Genomic DNA, 18,458 nt, shown 5'->3' with positions numbered 1-18,458 from the left:
GCGTTTGCCCCACAACTAGTTCACAACTATTTCACAATTGTTTGACGACGGTAACGACGATAACGATCATCACGTTAATGACCATCACGGATCATCACGACCATTTCACAACCATTTAACGACACGTTGGCGCAGGCTCCAGGTTTGACAGTCCTTGGCGCTGCTGCCCTGGCTTTGGAGCGTTCGCTCAGCCGTGTCGATTCACTTCCTGTTGCAGCCACTCGTCCACAGGCTGGCCGTCTTTGCGGCGCAGTTCTACATCAGTCATCATCACCAGGCCAGACTCCGGGGGGGCCGGATACTGGCGGAAGGAGATCTCGTAATCATCCGGGTTTTCGTTGCGCTCTCGCAGCCAGTCTTGCACTTTGGTGGTGGCAAAAAAGCCCTGTCCATCCTGGAACATGCGGCTAATCTGCATTTGCAAGGTGTAAGGCTGGAAGCGTGGCATTGGCTCTAACGTCCCTTTTGATGACGAGGTTTAGCGCTGACGACGAATCTCAACGATGGCCTGACGAATCTGGGCGGCGAGGTTGGGATTGCTCTGCTGCATTGCCGTAATCTCGTTGAACCGTCCAATGGTCATGCCATTGCCTTGCACCACCGTAACAGACTGGGTGCAAAAGTCTGCCACAATTTGGCGGATATTGCGGGGCAAACTGCGGAGGTCGTTGGATTGGGTACACATCAGCGAGGGTAGGGGTGCGCCTGCGCTTTGAATGGCCTGCACTGCCTGCTGTCGATAAGGTTCGATTTCTAGCACGGAGGCCGCATAGCTGCGAATTTCGCCAGTAGAAACGGCTGCCTGCGCCAGGGCTGCGTTGCTCAGTTTGACAGAACCCGTCGAGACCTGAACATCGGGAACCCAGCCCAGCAGCAGCCCCGCCAGAGACAGCGCACCCGCCAGCAGCGGCATAGTGAGGCGGCGCTTTGGTCGAGAAGGAATCAAAGAGTGAGTCATAGGAGTTTTGAACAAGCCTGTAAACACAAGGAAGAATGGTTAATGTTAGGCGTGGCCTGTTTTAGCCATCCGCTTATTCTGAATTATTTTATGCGAGGGTTGTTCCTGCGATCGCCCAAGTTCGCCCAAGTTTTAGAAGGATGCTCCATATTTTTTGATGCGAGTAGGTTTTTGGCCGGTTGCCCGACGAGGCCCTAGCTGCGCTGGCCGGTGCCGCTAAACACCTGACAGAGTTCAATGACTTTGCTTTGCATCAGCACGCGCTCATCTGCACCGTGTTTTAGCCCGGCTTCGAGCTGGAGCAGCAGCGGCAGGCTTTGCTGCAATCGATAGAGGGCGATCGCCCGCACGTCTTGCTGCAAAAAGTAAATGCGCTTGGGGTTGGCGATGTCGGCGGCACGGGCGATCGCCGCGTTGTCTCGTTCACCCGATTCGGTCATGAGCTTGACCCACAGCCAAGTGCGAAACTGCCCCACCAGCGTCGCCACGATTCGCAGCGCAGGTTCATTGCGGGCAAACAGGTCGGCAACCAAAGCAATGGCGCGACCCGTATCGCCCAGGCGAATCGCCTCGGCCAGCTTCAGGCTGTTTTGGGCAGAGGCGCTGACCAATAGGGCGATCGCCCCTTCGTCGATGGGCTTGTTGCTGCCTGCAAAGAGGTGCAGCTTTTCTAGCTCGTTGTGCAGTCGGCGAGTATCATTGCCAATCGCCTCGGCCAGCAGTTGGGCCGCGCCAGGGGTGAGCTTTACGCCTGTGGACTGGGCCACCTGGCGCACGCGCTGTACGATCTGGTCGGTCTGCCAGGGGGCGATCGCCGCAAATTCGCGAATCTCGGCATGTTTTTGCAGCAGCTTGGTGGATTTGGCGCGGCCGTCGGGCTTGCTGCTGCTGGTCAGCAATAGCACGGTGCTGTCGGGGATGTCTGGCAGCGTCCGCGATAGCTCCGCCAGCAGGTCTTCTGAGCAGCGCTGGCAGAGGGTCGTTTCCGCTAGCCAGACCAGCCGTTGCCCCATGCCGAAGGGGGGAGTCATGGCCTGGTTGAGCGCCTGGATCACGCCGTCGGGCTGCTCTGGGGGAATCTTGTCATAGTTAAAGCTGGCCCAGTTCGGATCAAGCGTGCGATCGCGCAGATCTTTCACGGCCTGCTGCATGGCGTATTCGTCATCCCCCCAGAACAGATAGATGGGCATTGGGTCAATGGGTTTTTAATAATTTAATTAATTTTCAAACGTGTTAAGCGGAGTCCTGCCAGCCAGGGATTTCAGGTCAAGGACGGGCCGCGTACCATAGGGCACGACCTCACGGGTCGATCGGCAGCGTTACAAGATTTTTCCAGAAGCGGCGTGTCAAGAAAACACAGGCTACAGTTCTTGATGAAGGCATACAGCTTTTTACGTTTATTCACCAATCCCTATATATGGAATTTATATAACAATCTCACAGCACATCTAGTAGTCTAGTTAAGCTGGTAAAAAAGAGGGGCTGGCTTTGGGCGAACTGCCTGCGGCCAGTGCTGCTGTCTCTGGGGCTGTTCTGGGGCTGTTGCCCTGTTTGGGGCTGTTGCCCTGTCTAGAGCTGTCGCTCTAGAGAGAGCCTGAGAGATCCTATGGAGACCCAGAGACCTGATACCTCGCTAGCTGCCATCTGCCAAGTCCGAACTGCTGAGGGAGCGCTGGGTGTTGTTCAGTCTGGAATCGTCTAGACCTGCAACATCTCAGGCTGCAATGTGTCAGTCTGCAACCGTCAGGGTAGGGTCGCTGCATTTTGGGCAATTCACCTGGGAGAAGAGCAAACGTGGAAGTCGTGCTAGAAACCTTTTGGACAGAAGTATTGGAGCAGCTCCAGCTGAAGCTGAGCCGCCCCACGTTTGAAACCTGGATCAAGTCTGCCACCGCAGAGCAACTGGACGAAAACACTCTCGTCATCTGCACGCCCAACCCCTTTGCCCGCAACTGGCTGCAAAAGCATTACTTAAAAATCATTCACGAGGTTGTTGAAGAACTGCTGGGGCATCCGGTCGAGATTCAGATCACCGTGCGCCACGGAGAAGACGGGGAAGGCATGGCCGATCCGGGAGACATGCTGTGGCCCATGCCTACGGAGGCGCTGACCGAGCCATCGACCACGCCTAAGCAGCGCCCCAAGCCCTCAGACCTCAACCCGCGCTATGTCTTTTCTCGATTTGTGGTGGGGGCAAACAATCGCATGGCCCATGCGGCCTCGCTGGCGGTGGCCGAGTCGCCGGGGCGCGAGTTTAACCCGCTGTTTCTCTGTGGCGGGGTGGGGCTGGGCAAGTCGCACCTGATGCAGGCAATCGGGCACTATCGCCAGGAAATCGACCCCGACTCGCGGGTGTTTTATGTGTCTACGGAGCAATTCACCAACGACCTGATTACGGCGATTCGCAAAGACAACATGCAGAGCTTTCGGGAGCAATATCGTCTGGTGGATGTGCTGCTGATTGACGACATCCAGTTTATTGAGGGCAAGGAGTACACGCAGGAAGAGTTTTTCCACACGTTCAATACGCTGTATGAAGCGGGGAAGCAGGTGGTGCTGGCGAGCGATCGCCCCCCCAGTCAGATTCCCCGCCTGCAAGAGCGACTTTGCTCTCGCTTCTCGATGGGGCTAATTTCCGATATCCAGCCGCCGGATTTGGAAACGCGCATGGCCATTTTGCAAAAGAAGGCGGAATACGAAAATATGCGCCTGCCCCGCGAGGTGATCGAGTACATCGCCGCTAGCTACACGTCCAACATTCGCGAACTGGAGGGGGCCCTGATTCGGGCGGTGGCCTATGTGTCGATTTCGGGCTTGCCGATGACTGTGGAAACCATTGCGCCCGTGCTGAACCCGTCTAATGAACAGATCGAGGCTTCTCCAGAGGCCGTGATGATGGCTGTGGCGGAAACCTTTGACGTGCCCATCGAAGACCTGAAGGGCAGTTCCCGTCGCCGTGAAATCAGCATTGCGCGTCAGGTGGGCATGTTCCTAATGCGGCAGCACACCGACCTCAGCCTGCCCAAGATTGGCGAGGTGTTTGGCGGCAAGGATCATACGACCGTCCTCTATAGCTGTGAGAAAATTGCTCAGCTCAAGGAAACCGATGTGGAACTGTCGCGGACGCTGCGCCAGTTGAGCGATCGCATTGGGTTGTCGGGATCGTCCAAGAGTTCTGCCCGCTAGCCCAAATGCGATGAGGGCTGTGGGATCGGTGGGGGAAAGACGCGAATGGGCGATCGCCTGCTGAATCAGTATCGGGGGGCGCTGCTGGGGGCGGCCCTGGGCCAGGTGCTAGGGGCAAACGCACAGGCGCAGGGACAGCCGGACTGGCGGCAGGTCGAGCGCTGGGGTTTTGATCCGCCTGCGCCGCATGACTCGCCACCTGATCTAGCGGCAGGGCTGGGGAAATCTATGCTAAGCCTGGGCGAAGGGTTGATTCATCGGCCCCAGCAGTCGGTGGCGCTGCCGTCGGCAATTCTGGGTAATCCTGCCGCGCTGGCGATCGCCACGTTGCCCTTGGCGCTCTATACGCATGACCATCCCGAACAATTGCGATCGCACTTGCAGCGGCTGGATGCGCCTGCGTCGTCACAGTCGGTGGCGCTGGCCGTTGGGGAACTGGTGTCGCAGGCGATGCACGCCGACCAGCCGCCCCAGGTGCTGATCGAGCGGGCGATCGCTGCTCAAGATTTGATGCCCATTGCGCCGGATCTGACGACTGCGCTTCAGCGGGTGCATATCGCGGCTCAGCAAGACTCATCGGCGATCGCCCGTCATACCCTGTTCGCCGAAACGCCAGCAGAGTATTTGCCGCTCTGTCTGGCGCTTTACTGCTTTTTGTCTACGCCGAACGATGCGGCGATCGCCCTGCGACGGACCGCGCAAATCAGCCCCTCACCGCTGACCTGTGCACTGGTGGGCGCATTCTGTGGGGCTAGGAACGGCAGCAGCGGACTGCCCGCTACGTGGCGCGGGCAGGCGCATCGGGCAGGTAGTGTTGCCGCCCTGTGGGGAATTCCAGAATCAGCGATAGATTCGCTGGCCGCCATGCTTTTCGCCGCCTGGGCCGGGATCTATCTGCCCACGCTTCAGGGCGGCAAACTCCCCCATCGGGGCTGGGTAGTCGCGCCGGCTGGCAAACTCCGTCCCCGCTGAGGTCAGCAGGACGGTTGCTGAGAGTGGGTGGCGTGTTGATGGAAAGAACGAAGAGGGAGGAGGGAAGAACGAAGAGGGAAGAACGAAGAAAGAAGAGGGAAGAGCGGAGCGGGAGGACGGTTACCGAGATTGGGCGGCCTGTTGACGGAGTGCCTTTGCAGCAGCGTCGTTGGGGTCGAGTTGGAGGGCCTTGTCAAGCGCGATGACTGCATCGCTATAGCGGCGCAGCGTCACCAGTGCAGCACCCCGCGTCCTCCAGGCTTCGGGCGAATTGCGAAAGAGTCCAATGCCTTTGTCCAGCGCCACCAGCGCTTCCGAAGACCGCCCCAACTTTTGCAGCGCCACGCCCTGCTTGACCCAGCCGTTCGCGTTTTCGGGATGCTGTTTGGAAACAGACTCGTATACCTGAAGTGCTTCATAGGTGCGGTTTTGCAGCAGCAGCGCGTCTCCCTTGCCCAGTTGCGCGTCGGGGTCGTTTGGACGATAGGCCAGGGCATCGTTGCAAGATACGATGGCCTCTTCGGGGCGCTGCAAGGTGTTGAGCGCTTGACATAGCCCCACGTAGGCTTCGACCAGCTTGGGATCTAGGGCGATCGCCTCGTTATAGAGCGACAGCGCCTCGTCCGGGCGATTGTCCTGCGCTTTTTGCTGGGCCTGGGTCAGCAGCGCTGCTGCCTGTTCTGTCGGCGTGAGGGAGACCACTGCGCCGGGGCTAGGAGGATTACTGGGACTATTGTTAGAACTGTTAGGGCTGCTGATGGGGGTTGCCGGCCGGTTTTCTAACCAGCGCACCACCAGCCAGGACGAAAGCGACGTAGCCGTGGCGATCGCCACCACTGCCGACAGCAGCACCAGTGGAGTCCACCGGAGCATCTGCCAGGAGGAACTGGGCGTAGAGGGAGGTGCAGGAATGGCCCCTGAATCGTCTCGCCGAGGAATCACGTCGGTCAGGACGTTTGTGTGATCGGCTGCCTCGGTCGATGACTCCACCCACTCAACGCGAGTCACTCGCGTCGGATCAGCCTGTGGCCTGATCATGGTTTCATCCAGCGACAGCGGCGGATGAATCTGCGTGCCGATATCGTCCTGCGTCGCCTCCCGCAGTTCCATTGGGGCCACGACCGATCCCGACGCGCCGCTACTGCCAGCACTGTTGGGATAAACCAGGGATTCTGTCAATGCTGTGGGTGTGTCTGCGATTCGAGCGGATGATGCTGAGGGCACAAACTCCAGCGGCATGGGTATTTCTGCTTCGACTGGGATGGTTTCCAGGGCCGCCAGCGCTTCGTCGGCTGTGCTATAGCGATCGCGAAAGTCATACCGCACCATGCGATCCAGCACCTCTTTGAAGGCTAGACTGGCTTGGGGCGCAAGATGCTGCCACTCCAGTTCTCCCCGTGTGTCTTCCCCTAGCCGTCGCGGATGCACTCCTGTCACCGCCTGCACGCCCAGCACCCCAACTGCGTAGATGTCGCTGCTAAAGCGGGGTTTGCCTGCAATTTGCTCGTTGGGCATGTAGCCCTGAGTGCCAATGGAAATCGTGAGGTTGGTGTTTCCGGCTTCTGCGGCCTGGGCGCTGACCTGCTTCACTGCGCCAAAGTCGATCAGCACAATCCGCTGGTCGGCCCGCCGCCGAATCAGGTTTGAGGGCTTGAGGTCACGGTGAATTACCTGCTGCCCGTGGACAAATGACAGCACTTGCAGCACGTCCTTGAGCAGGGCGATCGCCCGTCCTTCAGACCAAACCTGCCCCTCTACCAGCTCGCGGGCAATAGACTCTCCTTCAATAAACTCTTGCGCCAGGTAAAACTCACGGTCTTCCTCGAAGTGGGCCAGTAGCCGGGGAATCTGGTCGTGATCGCCCAGCCGATACAACACCTGGGCTTCCGTCTCAAAACAGCGTCGCGCCATCGATAGCGTGTCGTCGCTGTTGATCTGGGGCTTCAGGTGCTTCAGCGCACAGCGAGGATGTCCCGGTAGGTGCAGATCTTCTGCCAAGTAGGTGCGCCCGAAACCACCCGTGCCCAGTTGCCGCAGCACACGATAGCGTCCACCCAGGGGCTTATCCGAATTGAGAAGCGGAGTCGAACGGCTCATTCAGCAGGGTTCATCTTGCATAGACGGGCGGCAGCGCAGAGTCACCACTCCCGATGATAGATACTCCGATCAGCTAGGAACTGGCAGACTTTCAAACGGGTGCAGCCTCAACCCGTCGCGATTCTCAGCCTAGAGCAACATGGCTCGATCAGCTTGTCAAACGCTTATCTTTCTGACAGGAATTCGGCTAGCAACTCGACCAGTGACTCAACCGGCAGGTTAGATGCGCCACAAAATGCCAGACCCACGCCGTGGGAAAGAAAACAACCGGGAAGACCAGCTAACGGGTCACCCGAAACAGGCCAAGTACCTGATCGGTACTAACTTATCCGGGATATCTCAGATGCACCTACTTATTAGTTATACACAAGTTCGCACGTCTGGTTCGGATAAACCCGCTTAAAAGTCGAGCGATCGCCCACCAGCACACCTTTCAGCCGCAGCCCTCTGGTCAGTATTGGGTTGGAATGTCTCCTAGCGCGATCGCCCTTTTTGCAGGCGATACCCCACGCCCAAAACCGCCAATAGCCCTAAAACGGCTGAGGGTTCGGGCACGGGTTCTGGTGTTGGAGTGGGCGTTGGAGTCGGAGTGGGCGTGGGTGTTGGGGTTGGAGTCGGAGTGGGCGTGGGTGTTGGGGTTGGAGTCGGGGTGGGTGTTGGGGTTGGAGTCGGGGTGGGTGTCGGAGTCGGAGTCGGGGTTGGAGTCGGAGTCGGGGTGGGTGTCGGGGTTGGAGTCGGAGTGGGTGTCGGGGTTGGAGTCGGGGTGGGTGTTGGGGTTGGAGTCGGAGTCGGGGTGGGCGTGGGCGTAGGGGTCGGGGTTGGAGTCGGTGGAGGAACTGGCGACACCAGAGAGGTAAATTCTGCGCCAACCAAATCTATCTGATAATCCAAAATGGGGCCGCTATAGCCGGGTCTGCCAACCCAGCCGCCCAGCCTGCTGCCGGGGTTAAGCGCACTCACCAGCTTGTTGCGATCGGCTCTAGCATCGGAAAACAGCAGATTGCCCGCAGAATCCACCGGGTCGTAGTTATAGCCAGAAATCGCTAGAAAATAAAGCCCGTCGGGAATCGTATTCCGAGGTAGGCGGAGTGTAGAACGCCTTGTGCCCGGATTGGCGCGACCGGGGTCATCGTCTGGCGTGTTGTCGTTGGCAAATAAAGCTCTACCTTCTGAGTCGAACAGGAAAAGCTGCGTGTCTTCAAACAGGGTTTTGCCAAGGTTGCCTGTGCTGGCCATAAACTGTCCAGCGCTGTTCTTGATTTGAATGCCAAACAGGTCTGCGTTGCCGCCCAAAGTACCCAAGATGGCAGTGAGCTGAGTTCCTGCAACGCGAGTGTTGGCAAGCTGGGCCGTGCCAAGGGTTTGACCCGCATCCCCGACTTCAGTGAATGTGGCGGCACTGGCCGTCGGGGCGATCGCCATCGACAGACACAACCCGCCCAGTGCGAAGATGAACGACTTAATCGGGCTTAAGCTGCGCTGCTGGCAGATTGCAAATGGTCGATGCGCCACTACAGACGATGCAGCGGAAGAGGGAGATGCAAACATGGCTAGACTTAACTGAAATTTACCAGAATGCTTTTTCTACGGGAGAAACAGCTTATAAACACTGATGCCAGAGGCATCGGTGTCTCTGACCTTACAGCGTCGAAAATCGTAAGATTACGCAATGGGTGCTGCGCTGATTGACGTTGAGCCGATTGGCGTTCAGCGCGTTAACTCTAAATCCTGAACCTCTTCAAACTCTGAACGCCAGTCGCATAGCGACCTGGGCCTATGCTCGACTCATGCTCAACGACTTGCGATAGATGCACCTGATGAACGAGGAATGCTGATTACGAGCGCTGGCTACAAGCGCGATCGCAACAACTTCAGCAATCTCAGTAGATGTTACGTAAATTTACCGAAAGCTCGATTCAGTATCTACGTAGAGTACTGCCTTTGGGAAAAATTAGCAAACTGGCTCGTTATAAAACGAAAATTAGGCTCTTAACTAAGAACCAAACCTCTAACCGAGAACCAAATCGTTAGCCTAAAAATTGGAAACCGAGGCAACAGGGAAAGTTTGAAGGGAACACCGAGTGAGCCTGACTATCTAACCTACGCACTAACCTACGCGCCCGTAGCCTATGCAAGAGCGTCAAACAACTTGCCAAATCTCTCGAAGAATAAAGATATTGTAACCAAGGACACGAAACCTGTGTGGTTTCTACGTGAAGTTACGACGATTAATTTGCGGAAATTCCGTAAATTTTGAATCAAGGACAGGACTTACGCACTTTCAATAAGCATTCTGGGTTTTGGACAATTTCTCGCGGGCGCAGCCCGCGAGAAATTGTCCAACTGCGTAAGTCCTACAAGGAGTTGGAATGGCGTAGGGGAGTGCGCTGTGTCGTACTAAGCAATATGGCTCTGCAAGGTTAGTACCAGTGCCTCGAAGCCAGTGCCTCGAAGCCAGTGCCTCGAAGCCAGTGCCTCGAAACCAATACGGCCCCACCCATCCAGTCCCCACCCATCCAGTCCCCACCTATAATGATTAATGCCTTATCAATCCTGACCCACCCGCAAGTTTATCTTCACCTATGACCGCCTCCCCTCGCCGTTTTCACATCACCACCTTCGGCTGCCAGATGAATAAGGCAGATTCCGAGCGGATGGCTGGCATCCTGCAAGACATGGGGTTTATTTGGTCAGACGATCCCGAAGCTGCCGATCTGATTCTTTACAATACCTGCACCATTCGTGACAATGCCGAGCAGAAGGTCTATTCCTATCTGGGGCGGCAGGCCAAGCGCAAGCACGAGCAGCCTGACCTGACGCTAATTGTGGCGGGCTGTGTGGCTCAGCAAGAAGGAGAAGCCCTGCTGCGGCGCGTACCAGAGTTGGACTTGGTGATGGGGCCGCAGCACGCCAATCGTCTGCAAGACTTGCTGGAGCAAGTGTTTCAGGGCAGTCAGGTCGTGGCGACGGAACCCGTTCATATTATGGAAGACATTACCCAGCCGCGCCGCGACAGCACCGTGACCGCCTGGGTCAACGTGATTTATGGCTGCAACGAGCGCTGCACCTATTGCGTGGTTCCCAATGTGCGGGGGGTGGAGCAGTCGCGCACGCCAGAGGCGATTCGTGCTGAGATCGAAGTCTTGGGGCAGCAGGGCTATAAAGAAATAACGCTGCTGGGGCAAAATATCGACGCTTATGGGCGTGACCTGCCCGGAGCCACGCCGGACGGCCGCCACTTGCACACGCTCACCGACTTGCTCTATTTCATTCACGATGTGCCAGGAATTGAGCGCATCCGGTTTGCCACCAGCCATCCCCGCTATTTCACGGAGCGGCTGATTCGCGCCTGCGCCGAGTTGCCCAAGGTCTGCGAGCATTTCCACATTCCCTTTCAGTCGGGAGACAACGACGTGCTAAAGGCCATGTCTCGCGGCTATACCCACGAAAAGTATCGCCGCATCATCGACACCATTCGTCGCTATATGCCCGATGCGTCGATTAGCGCTGACGCAATTGTGGGCTTTCCGGGTGAGACGGAGGCGCAGTTTGAAAATACGCTGAAGCTGGTGAGCGACATTGGGTTTGACCAACTCAACACGGCCGCCTACTCACCGCGTCCGGGCACGCCCGCTGCCAACTGGGACAATCAGCTTTCGGAGGAGGTCAAGAGCGATCGCCTCCAGCGGTTGAATCATCTCGTTGCCGCTAAAGCAGCCGAGCGATCGCAGCGGTATTTGGGCCGCGTCGAAGAGGTGCTGGTAGAAGACCAAAACCCCAAAGACCCAACTCAGGTCATGGGGCGCACTCGCGGCAACCGCCTTACCTACTTTGAGGGCAACCTAGAGGAGCTACGCGGACGGGTCGTTCCTGTCAAAATCACCGAAGTTCGCGCCTTTAGCCTGACAGGTCGCGCCCTCGTCGCCGCTGAATGCTAGCCTGCTAGCTGGGTATAGATGCCGAGTCTGCCTAGCAGCCAGAATAGGAAGCTGTTGATAAAACTGAGGGCGATCGCCCCTAGCAGCGCACTGAGAAAACCCCAGCGCAGCCGAAACCCTGGCACCAAAAAGGCCGCCAGCCCAAACACAATCGCGGTTGCAACCAAACCGAACAGCCCCAGCGTCAGCAGATTCAGCAGCCTCAGCGAACTCAGCAGCGGCAACACCAGCGAATTGAGTGCGCCAATCACCAGCCCAGAGAGAAACGCCTTGGGGAAACCGTCGATATCAATGCCAAGGGGCAAGTTAGAAATAATCACCAGGCTCACTGCCGTCACCAAGGCAAAAATGAGCAGTCCGATAATCCAGCCTTCCATAGTTCTGAAGTAATTTGCTAAAGAGTTGCTGAAGAGTCTTATGGTCTGAATCTTTGGTCTGAATCTTTTTGAAACTTTAATTTTTTCAAGTTTTTATTGTCCCTGGTTGGACTGCTGCAAACAGCCCTGCACACCGCCCTTCATGGCTTCCGTCACGCGCCGATCCAGCCGGCCTTGTGCCAAAAAGCTGTCTGCGGTGGTGCCGATGATTTGGTTGGCCTGGTCTTCTGTAATTAGACCCTGATCCATTGCGACTTTGGCTGCCGTGCAAGCGCCAGAAGCCACGCCCACAAAGCCGCCCGTCACGCCGCCCCCCAGCGCCCCTAAGATACCGCCGAGAACGCCCCCAATCAAAAAGCTAATCAAGCAGAGAGAAAAAACGCGACCTGCCCGCATAACCCAACGCTTATTAAATAGAAAGTGCAAATTAAACAAAACACCCAGAACGAGTTCTCACAGCAAGGGCAACCGGCCAAAAGCTGCGACCCGCAATGGTTGCAGTTCAGTCTTAGTGAATCCACCGCATACCATACCAGATTTGCCTAGACTTAACAAAGTAAATGCGAGCAAGTCGCTGAAAAATCCAGATGGCGGGAGGTTGATGGCCATGCATTGCTTAATTGTGGCGACGGGCAATCCGGGCAAGGTGCAGGAAATGTCGGCCTATCTGGCAGAAACGCCGTGGGAACTGAAGCTGAAGCCTGCGTCGCTGGAGATCGAAGAAACTGGCAGCACGTTTCTGGAGAATGCGGCGCTGAAGGCCTCGCAGGTGGCGGCGGCAACGGGAGAGTGGGCGATCGCCGATGACAGCGGACTCCAGGTCAACGCGCTGGGCGGTGCGCCGGGGCTATATTCAGCGCGATACGGCAAGAGCGATGCTGAGCGGATTGCGCGGTTGCTGCGGGAAATGGAGGGGCAGACCGATCGGCGGGCCCAGTTTGTCTGTGCAGTGGCGATCGCCCGGCCCAATGGTTCCATTGCGTTTCAGACCGAGGGCATCTGTCCTGGCGAAATTGCCACCTCCCCCGCAGGCGCAGGCGGCTTCGGCTATGACCCGATCTTCTACGTGCCGGAATACAGCATGACCTATGCAGAAATGCCCCCAGACCTAAAGCATCGCATCAGTCACCGGGGGCTTGCCTTTGCGGCGCTGCTGCCAGAGCTAGAGCGCCTTGCTGACGAAAGATAGACAGGAAATGCAAAATGGACAGCAGAACAGGCAGCGAGATTAAATCGCTTCCTGGTTAGCCTCGCCCGTGCGGATGCGGATAATCTTGTCTACCGGGGTGATGAAAATCTTGCCGTCGCCGATTTCTCCGGTGCGGGCGGCGGCAATCACCTTTTCCACCACCATGTCTACCTGCTCGTCTTCCACCACAATTTCAATTTTCAGCTTTTGTAAAAACTCTACGGTGTATTCCGATCCTCGGTAGCGCTCGGTTTGCCCCTTTTGCCGCCCAAAGCCGCGCACTTCGGAAACGGTCATCCCCACGATGCCCGCATTAACCAGGGCAATTTTGACTTCATCCAGCTTAAAGGGCCGAATAATCGCTTCTACTTTTTTCATTTAATCGATCACTCCTGAAAGTTTAAATTCAGTCCGCACACCAGCAGATTCGTTCTATCACCGCTTAGGGGAGCATTTTGTAGCTGGTGATACGTCGTTTTCATGATTAGTTTAAGGCTTTGGGGTGAGAAGTGATGCGAGTTTCCTGAGACGGAGGGCTGTTGTCAGGCGCGGGGCTGACAAAACTGGTAGATCGCAGCGGCGATCGCCTGGGGTTGTTCAAGATGGGGCAGGTGTCCGCATTGAGGAATCCAGACCAACTGGCTGTGGGGAATTCTGCGGGCCAGTTCTAGCGCGTCGCGGGTTCCCAATATGCGGTCTGTGTCGCCCCAGAGGATTAGCGTGGGCGGGCGGAGCGTGGACAGTTGGGAACGAAATGAACCGTAGCCGCCGCTGCGAGTGAACTGGGCCAGGGCTGTTTCCCAGTGGGGTTCTGCCAGGTGCAATGCCCCGCAGGCGTAGGCGCTGTCGGTGGCCAGTTGAGACTTGTAAAATGCCCGCCGCATGACGTTTTGGCGCACCGTGGGACGAGCCAAAAACCGCGCTCCCTGTCGGGCGATCGCCATCGGAAGCAGTTTGGCAAAGGCGGGGCCGCTGCGATAGCCCGCGCTGTCGATCAGCACCAGTCGCCGCACTGCATCGGGATAGCTCAGCGCAAAGTCGATCGCCGCCGCACCACCCATCGACACCCCCACTAGCACTACAGGTTGCCCAATTAGGGTTTTCCAGGCATAGTGCAAGTGTGTGCGGAGTGCTGTTGTATGAACGTCTAGGTCGGGTCGCCGTTGGGTAAACCCAAATCCCCACAGGTCGATTGCCCAGGTGTTGAAATGGGCCGCCAGCAGCGGCATCAGCCGCCGAAACTCTAGGAGGGAACTGTCGAACCCGTGCAGCAGCAAAATCGGCGGATCTCCAGTGCCCAGTTGTACGGTGTTGGTGGCGATCGCCTCTGAACAGAGCGACGTGACGATCGGCTCTCGCCGCATTTGTTCCAGCAGGGCGATCGCCTCTGGTTCAGTGATTCGGTCTTTCATGCTCAATTTTGGGGTCGTGCTGGATTGCATCCGTCGTCTCATGGTTGTCGTTTCATTGTTTTTGTCTGGGTTCAAAGTCTAAATTTCAACACCCAACATTGAACCCTTGCTGAAGGAGGGTTCGAAGAACGAAGAGGGAAGAACGAAGAGGGAAGAACGAAGAGGGAAATGATTCGTTTGGCGATCGCCCACTCGCTCCCACAGCAGACCTCACAGTAGACCTCATAGCAAATCCTGAAGCAGGCTCACCAGTCGCCCTGCCGTCAACCTCCAGCTTCATCATGCCAGCCCAGCGACACCTGCTTTAATTCTCTTTTCCGAGGGTTATGATAGGCGAACCCCCCCACCAGGAGATATCTCACCCCCGGCCCCAAAATCCAAAACCCAAAACCCCCTCTCCTGCCTTCATGGCAGTACCCTAGCGCCATCCCTCAGCCCCTCCAGACCTACCCTCATCCGTTCAATGCCCAAGAGTTTGCCACTCAGAAATCTGCTGATTTTGGCTTCGGTTGCCCAAATTATTGGAGTCGTGGGGCTGGTGGGCTACCTTTCGTTTCGCAACGGGCAAAAGGCGGTGAATGACCTGGCAAACCAGCTCCGGCAAGAACTGACCGCCCGCATCGAGCGAGAGCTACAGGGCTATTTTGCAGTACCCCACGAAATCAATCGGCTGAACGCCAGCGCCTTTTCCCTGGGCGATCTGGATGTCGAAAATGCGTCGCGGGGCGAGAGCCAGTTTTACCAGCAGATGAAGATTGCGCCGACGGTGGCGTTTGTCTATTGCGGTAGCGCCCAGACGGGGGAATTTTTTGGCGTGCTGCGATCGCCCCAGGATGGCTCTCTGCAACTGTCCTACGGCAATGCCTCCAATAACTTTTTGCGGGAATATTACAGCCTGGACGTGCGAGGCGAGCGCACCTACCGCCTGCGCCAGCTCGATCGGCCCTTCGACTCGCGCCAGCGCCCGTGGTACAAGGCCGCAGTGCTAGCAGAGCGGCCCACCTGGACAGATATCTACATTGCATTTACGACCGGATTACCCAACGTCACCGCCAGCCAGCCTGTATATGACAAAGCGGGGCGCAAGCTGATCGGCGTTTGCGCGACGGATGTGGTGCTGCCAGAAGAGTTTCGCATGTTTTTGCGGAATCTCCAGATCGGCAAAACGGGGCAGGCTTTCATCATGGATCGCAGCGGCAACCTGATTTCCAACTCCATCGACGAGCCGCTTATGCAGGGCGAAGGGCAGGATGCCAAGCTATTGCCCGCAACTGCAAGTAAGGATCGGCTGGTGCGCGAAACGGCAACTTACCTGACACGGCGGTTTGGCGGGTTTGATGCCAGCGCGATCGCCCAGCCCCAGCGGCTAGATTTTTCGCTCGATGGGCAGCGTCAGTTTCTTGAAGTGGTGCCGTTTCGCGATGGCTATGGGCTAGACTGGCTGATTGTTGTTGTCGTGCCAGAGTCAGACTTTATGGCGCAGATCGATGCCAACACACGCAACACCGCGCTGCTCTGTCTGGGGGCATTGGGGGCATCGATCCTGGGCAGCATCCTCACGGCTCGCTGGATCACCGGCCCGATCCTGCGCGTCACCCAGGCCACAGCGGGTATTGCCGAGGGCAACTGGGGACAGCCCGTTGAACCCATCGGCTCGATTACCGAAATTCAAACCCTGGCTAACACGTTTACCCGCATGAGCCACCAGCTCAAGGATTCCTTCGAGGCGCTGCGCCAGAGCGAAGCCACCAACCGCGCCATCGTCACGGCGATTCCCGACTTGCTGATGCGAGTCAGTGGGGATGGAACCTACATCGACATCGTGGGGGGCGATCGCCTGCTGCAAGTCTACGGCAATGAGCAGTTTGTGCCGGGTTCCAACGTGACGGATTCGCTGCCGAGGGCGATCGCCGAAACTCGCCTCAAGTATATTCAGCAGGCCCTTACGACCGGTCGCCTTCAGGTCTACGAACAGCAAATCGAGGTCAATGGCAAACGGCAGGATGAAGAAGTCCGTATCGCCGTCTTAGGACAAGATGAAGTGCTGATTATGGTGCGCGATATCACTGCTCGTAAACGAGTAGAAGAATCGCTTCGCATTGCCGAAGAAAAATATCGCAGCATTTATGAAAACGCCGTCGAGGGCATTTTTCAGTCCACAACCGATGGGCGATATATTAACGTCAACCCAGCCATGGCCAGGAGCATCCCACTTTCGATGAAACAGTCAACTGGCGAGCTGTCCATTGAGGTAGGCACAGCGCAGACTCAACATGGCATTAACGGAGGCCGTATTCCAGCGAGCACCCGAAATTTGGAGGCGTCGCCCAATCTGTTTGACAGCCGATTCTACGGCTCCTGATCCAATAGAACAGAGTTGCTCAGCCTGGTAGAACCCATAATTCACGATGCGAGAGCGATGGGTGCTCAGATAGGCTTCAAAATTGCGGGCTTGCTTGCGCCGACAGTCGGCAAAGAGGGCCCTGGCGGCTTCCACTTGACCTTGCCATAACAGCATTTCCGCCGCTGCTAAGCGCTTGAGCGACCCACCGACTTTGTAGAGGTTTTCTTTGAGATGGTACCAATCGAGGATTTCCCAACGGGTCTCAACGGTGGTGAGTTGAGCAAACAGATTCCACACCCCAGCGTGACCATCGCCCAGACAGACCAGTGGGGAGAGCAAGCGTTGAGCGCTGAGATAATCAATCAAGCTGTCATTGTCTTGGAAGAAGGCGTTGTAATCAATCCCCTCCACCCGCACCGCTTTGTAGTCTCGCCACGGGCTATCGGACTCTAGCAGGTCACGCAGACGGACTTTGCCGCCATCAATGCTGACCTCACTGACGCCTTGTTTAGCCTCGGCAGACTCGAACGACTGACGCCCCACCAGACGTTGTTGGGTCGAGTGCCCGACCCGCATCCCGGTCAGGGCTACGATGTCATCCTCTGCATCTTGAAACGATTCGTTGGCACTTAAGCGTAGGTTGGCTTTCTCTAGGCCACCACTGAGACGGCTGTAAGCCTTTACGCCTAACCGTTCTGCCTGACTTTGACGAATCTCAAGGACCCCTACCAAACTCTTCAATCGGCGAACCCGGCCTCGGGCGGGGTAGGCTTTCTGGTTGACAAAAAAAGGGCAACTCGAGGGCTCACCTCCTCTAGCATTTGCCGTCGTACAGTCTGCTCGATGCCTTCTAGACTATCGAGCCCCTCTCGGTTGCTATTGCGATACAAAATCTCGGCGATCTCTGCTGTACAAGCTTCCAATCGCTTTTGGTCTTCAGGTGTCCTGGTGAGTCATCCCTGGGGCTACCCTCCCATTCTCACCCTTCGCACTGTTTTCGCGAAAGTGGGATGCTCCCGCCATGGCCCGCCTCTATGGGTATGATTCATCCGAAGATATGGTGAATTCAGTAAAAGACATTTCGACCCAAATCTATGTCCAGCCAGAGCGTCGCCAGGCCTTCAAAACAGCGCTAGAAATCACCGACCAGATTGAAGCGTTTACTTACCAGAGCTATCAAAAAGATGGGACGATGATCTGGGTGGAGGAAAGCACCAGAGCTGTGCGAGATCCGCAAGGAAACATCCTTTATTACGAAGGCATTGTGCAGGATATTACCGAGCGAAAGCGCTGGGAAGAAGAGATCCGCCGGCACCTAGAAGAACTGCAAATTGAAATCGATCAAAGCCGCCGCGCAACGGAAGTAGAAATGATAACCCGCAGCAACTATTTTCAGGAAATTCAGGAAGAAATCTCAGGCTTTGATTTGGATCAATTCTGGAGCTAGTAGCCCTATCCGCAGAGCTTGAAGTCCCTAAGTCGGTAGACATAATCACGTAACTAACCAACAGGATGCGTGAGGGGAGCATCCCACTTTCGCGAAAACAGTGCGAAGGGTGAGAATGGGAGGGTAGCCCCAGGGATGACTCACCATGACTTGGTTGCCTGACACAAGTCCCGAAAGCCCAGAAAATTCGTTGTCTTGGGATCGAAGCCCATAGCTCCTGAGTTGGAGCCGGAGGGCTTGGTCAGAGGAGCTTTTGGGCCAGCGTCCCCTACGAGAAATCAGGGGTTTCCAGAGATGTGTCAGGCAGTCAGCACCATGACACCTGAAGACCAAAAGCGATTGGAAGCTTGTACAGCAGAGATCGCCGAGATTTTGTATCGCAATAGCAACCGAGAGGGGCTCGATAGTCTAGAAGGCATCGAGCAGACTGTACGACGGCAAATGCTAGAGGAGGTGAGCCCTCGAGTTGCCCTTTTTTTGTCAACCAGAAAGCCTACCCCGCCCGAGGCCGGGTTCGCCGATTGAAGAGTTTGGTAGG

15 protein-coding genes and 1 pseudogene are annotated in these 18,458 nt (G+C 56.6%); 6 read left to right on the top strand and 10 right to left on the bottom strand.

Going from position 1 to position 18,458, the window contains the following annotated elements:
• Positions 1-187: 187 nt before the first annotated feature.
• The 3 genes from HPC62_RS15550 to holA all read right to left on the bottom strand — a co-directional run bounded on the left by HPC62_RS15550 (position 188) and on the right by holA (position 2,148).
• A complete protein-coding gene (locus HPC62_RS15550; RefSeq protein WP_068515540.1) occupies positions 188-448 on the bottom strand; it encodes a hypothetical protein in 261 nt (86 codons plus the stop codon).
• 30 nt (positions 449-478) lie between these two features.
• Complete coding sequence (locus HPC62_RS15545; protein WP_172357134.1) at positions 479-958, bottom strand: DUF4168 domain-containing protein; 480 nt, start codon at positions 956-958, stop codon at positions 479-481.
• Positions 959-1,152: 194 nt separating this feature from the next.
• The gene (gene holA / locus HPC62_RS15540; protein ID WP_172357132.1) at positions 1,153-2,148 is read right to left on the bottom strand and encodes a DNA polymerase III subunit delta; all 996 of its coding nucleotides are present in this window, start codon (positions 2,146-2,148) and stop codon (positions 1,153-1,155) included.
• A gap of 604 nt (positions 2,149-2,752) precedes the next feature.
• On the opposite strand from holA, the gene dnaA reads away from it, so the two are divergent.
• Both dnaA and HPC62_RS15530 read left to right on the top strand, forming a co-directional pair.
• On the top strand, positions 2,753-4,144 hold the full coding sequence (dnaA, locus tag HPC62_RS15535; RefSeq protein ID WP_172357130.1) for a chromosomal replication initiator protein DnaA: 1,392 nt from the start codon (positions 2,753-2,755) through the stop codon (positions 4,142-4,144).
• 45 nt (positions 4,145-4,189) lie between these two features.
• Positions 4,190-5,116, top strand: a complete 927-nt coding sequence (locus tag HPC62_RS15530; RefSeq protein ID WP_172357128.1) for an ADP-ribosylglycohydrolase family protein — start codon at positions 4,190-4,192, stop codon at positions 5,114-5,116.
• A gap of 120 nt (positions 5,117-5,236) precedes the next feature.
• On the opposite strand, the gene HPC62_RS15525 is transcribed toward HPC62_RS15530, so the two are convergent.
• Positions 5,237-7,213, bottom strand: coding sequence for a serine/threonine-protein kinase (locus tag HPC62_RS15525; RefSeq protein WP_172357126.1), 1,977 nt, complete (start codon positions 7,211-7,213; stop codon positions 5,237-5,239).
• Positions 7,214-7,687: 474 nt separating this feature from the next.
• Entirely contained in the window at positions 7,688-8,761 is a 1,074-nt protein-coding gene (locus tag HPC62_RS23155) for a hypothetical protein (RefSeq protein WP_216655270.1), read from the bottom strand.
• A 1,034-nt stretch (positions 8,762-9,795) separates the two neighbouring features.
• Here HPC62_RS23155 and miaB point away from each other — a divergent pair.
• Entirely contained in the window at positions 9,796-11,151 is a 1,356-nt protein-coding gene (gene miaB, locus HPC62_RS15515) for a tRNA (N6-isopentenyl adenosine(37)-C2)-methylthiotransferase MiaB (protein ID WP_172357124.1), read from the top strand.
• Here miaB and HPC62_RS15510 read toward each other — a convergent pair.
• Both HPC62_RS15510 and HPC62_RS15505 read right to left on the bottom strand, forming a co-directional pair.
• On the bottom strand, positions 11,148-11,528 hold the full coding sequence (locus HPC62_RS15510) for a phage holin family protein (protein ID WP_172357122.1): 381 nt from the start codon (positions 11,526-11,528) through the stop codon (positions 11,148-11,150). The genes miaB and HPC62_RS15510 overlap by 4 nt on opposite strands.
• A gap of 93 nt (positions 11,529-11,621) precedes the next feature.
• A complete protein-coding gene (locus HPC62_RS15505; protein WP_172357120.1) occupies positions 11,622-11,894 on the bottom strand; it encodes a hypothetical protein in 273 nt (90 codons plus the stop codon).
• Positions 11,895-12,135: 241 nt separating this feature from the next.
• Between HPC62_RS15505 and rdgB the strand changes: the two genes are divergently transcribed.
• Positions 12,136-12,717 (top strand): RdgB/HAM1 family non-canonical purine NTP pyrophosphatase, encoded by a 582-nt coding sequence (rdgB, locus tag HPC62_RS15500; protein ID WP_172357118.1) that lies wholly within the window; start codon positions 12,136-12,138, stop codon positions 12,715-12,717.
• 39 nt (positions 12,718-12,756) lie between these two features.
• Here the strand turns inward: rdgB and HPC62_RS15495 are convergent, their stop codons facing one another.
• Both HPC62_RS15495 and HPC62_RS15490 read right to left on the bottom strand, forming a co-directional pair.
• Complete coding sequence (locus HPC62_RS15495; RefSeq protein ID WP_068515513.1) at positions 12,757-13,095, bottom strand: P-II family nitrogen regulator; 339 nt, start codon at positions 13,093-13,095, stop codon at positions 12,757-12,759.
• Positions 13,096-13,259: 164 nt separating this feature from the next.
• Complete coding sequence (locus HPC62_RS15490; RefSeq protein ID WP_225910558.1) at positions 13,260-14,129, bottom strand: alpha/beta fold hydrolase; 870 nt, start codon at positions 14,127-14,129, stop codon at positions 13,260-13,262.
• 463 nt (positions 14,130-14,592) lie between these two features.
• Between HPC62_RS15490 and HPC62_RS23510 the strand changes: the two are divergent.
• Positions 14,593-15,831, top strand: a pseudogene (locus HPC62_RS23510) (cache domain-containing sensor histidine kinase); the annotation flags it as partial.
• 525 nt (positions 15,832-16,356) lie between these two features.
• Here HPC62_RS23510 and HPC62_RS23505 read toward each other — a convergent pair.
• Positions 16,357-17,396 (bottom strand): ISKra4 family transposase gene (locus tag HPC62_RS23505; protein WP_172355000.1). Its coding sequence is split into 2 segments (ribosomal slippage): positions 16,357-17,264 and positions 17,264-17,396, totalling 1,041 coding nucleotides; the frame shifts between segments, so codons are not numbered across the junction.
• Positions 17,397-17,494: 98 nt separating this feature from the next.
• Here HPC62_RS23505 and HPC62_RS15470 point away from each other — a divergent pair.
• Positions 17,495-17,920 carry a PAS domain S-box protein gene (locus tag HPC62_RS15470; RefSeq protein WP_172357116.1) on the top strand — a complete coding sequence of 142 codons (426 nt, stop codon included), beginning with the start codon at positions 17,495-17,497 and terminating at the stop codon, positions 17,918-17,920.
• Positions 17,921-18,458: the final 538 nt, after the last annotated feature.

It is taken from the genome of Thermoleptolyngbya sichuanensis A183, from assembly GCF_013177315.1.
Taxonomy (GTDB): domain Bacteria; phylum Cyanobacteriota; class Cyanobacteriia; order Elainellales; family Elainellaceae; genus Thermoleptolyngbya; species Thermoleptolyngbya sichuanensis.
This window is presented reverse-complemented; position numbering and strand designations above follow the sequence as displayed.

What these genes read in the sequence shown, in the direction of transcription:
- miaB (WP_172357124.1), top strand. Translation starts at nt 9,796, where the DNA reads ATGACCGCCTCCCCTCGCCGTTTTCACATCACCACCTTCGGCTGCCAG.
- HPC62_RS15470 (WP_172357116.1), top strand. Translation starts at nt 17,495, where the DNA reads ATGGCCCGCCTCTATGGGTATGATTCATCCGAAGATATGGTGAATTCA.
- rdgB (WP_172357118.1), top strand. Translation starts at nt 12,136, where the DNA reads ATGCATTGCTTAATTGTGGCGACGGGCAATCCGGGCAAGGTGCAGGAA.
- HPC62_RS15495 (WP_068515513.1), bottom strand. Translation starts at nt 13,095, where the DNA reads ATGAAAAAAGTAGAAGCGATTATTCGGCCCTTTAAGCTGGATGAAGTC.
- holA (WP_172357132.1), bottom strand. Translation starts at nt 2,148, where the DNA reads ATGCCCATCTATCTGTTCTGGGGGGATGACGAATACGCCATGCAGCAG.
- HPC62_RS15530 (WP_172357128.1), top strand. Translation starts at nt 4,190, where the DNA reads ATGGGCGATCGCCTGCTGAATCAGTATCGGGGGGCGCTGCTGGGGGCG.
- HPC62_RS15510 (WP_172357122.1), bottom strand. Translation starts at nt 11,528, where the DNA reads ATGGAAGGCTGGATTATCGGACTGCTCATTTTTGCCTTGGTGACGGCA.
- HPC62_RS15545 (WP_172357134.1), bottom strand. Translation starts at nt 958, where the DNA reads ATGACTCACTCTTTGATTCCTTCTCGACCAAAGCGCCGCCTCACTATG.
- HPC62_RS23155 (WP_216655270.1), bottom strand. Translation starts at nt 8,761, where the DNA reads ATGTTTGCATCTCCCTCTTCCGCTGCATCGTCTGTAGTGGCGCATCGA.
- HPC62_RS15525 (WP_172357126.1), bottom strand. Translation starts at nt 7,213, where the DNA reads ATGAGCCGTTCGACTCCGCTTCTCAATTCGGATAAGCCCCTGGGTGGA.
- HPC62_RS15490 (WP_225910558.1), bottom strand. Translation starts at nt 14,129, where the DNA reads ATGAAAGACCGAATCACTGAACCAGAGGCGATCGCCCTGCTGGAACAA.
- HPC62_RS15550 (WP_068515540.1), bottom strand. Translation starts at nt 448, where the DNA reads ATGCCACGCTTCCAGCCTTACACCTTGCAAATGCAGATTAGCCGCATG.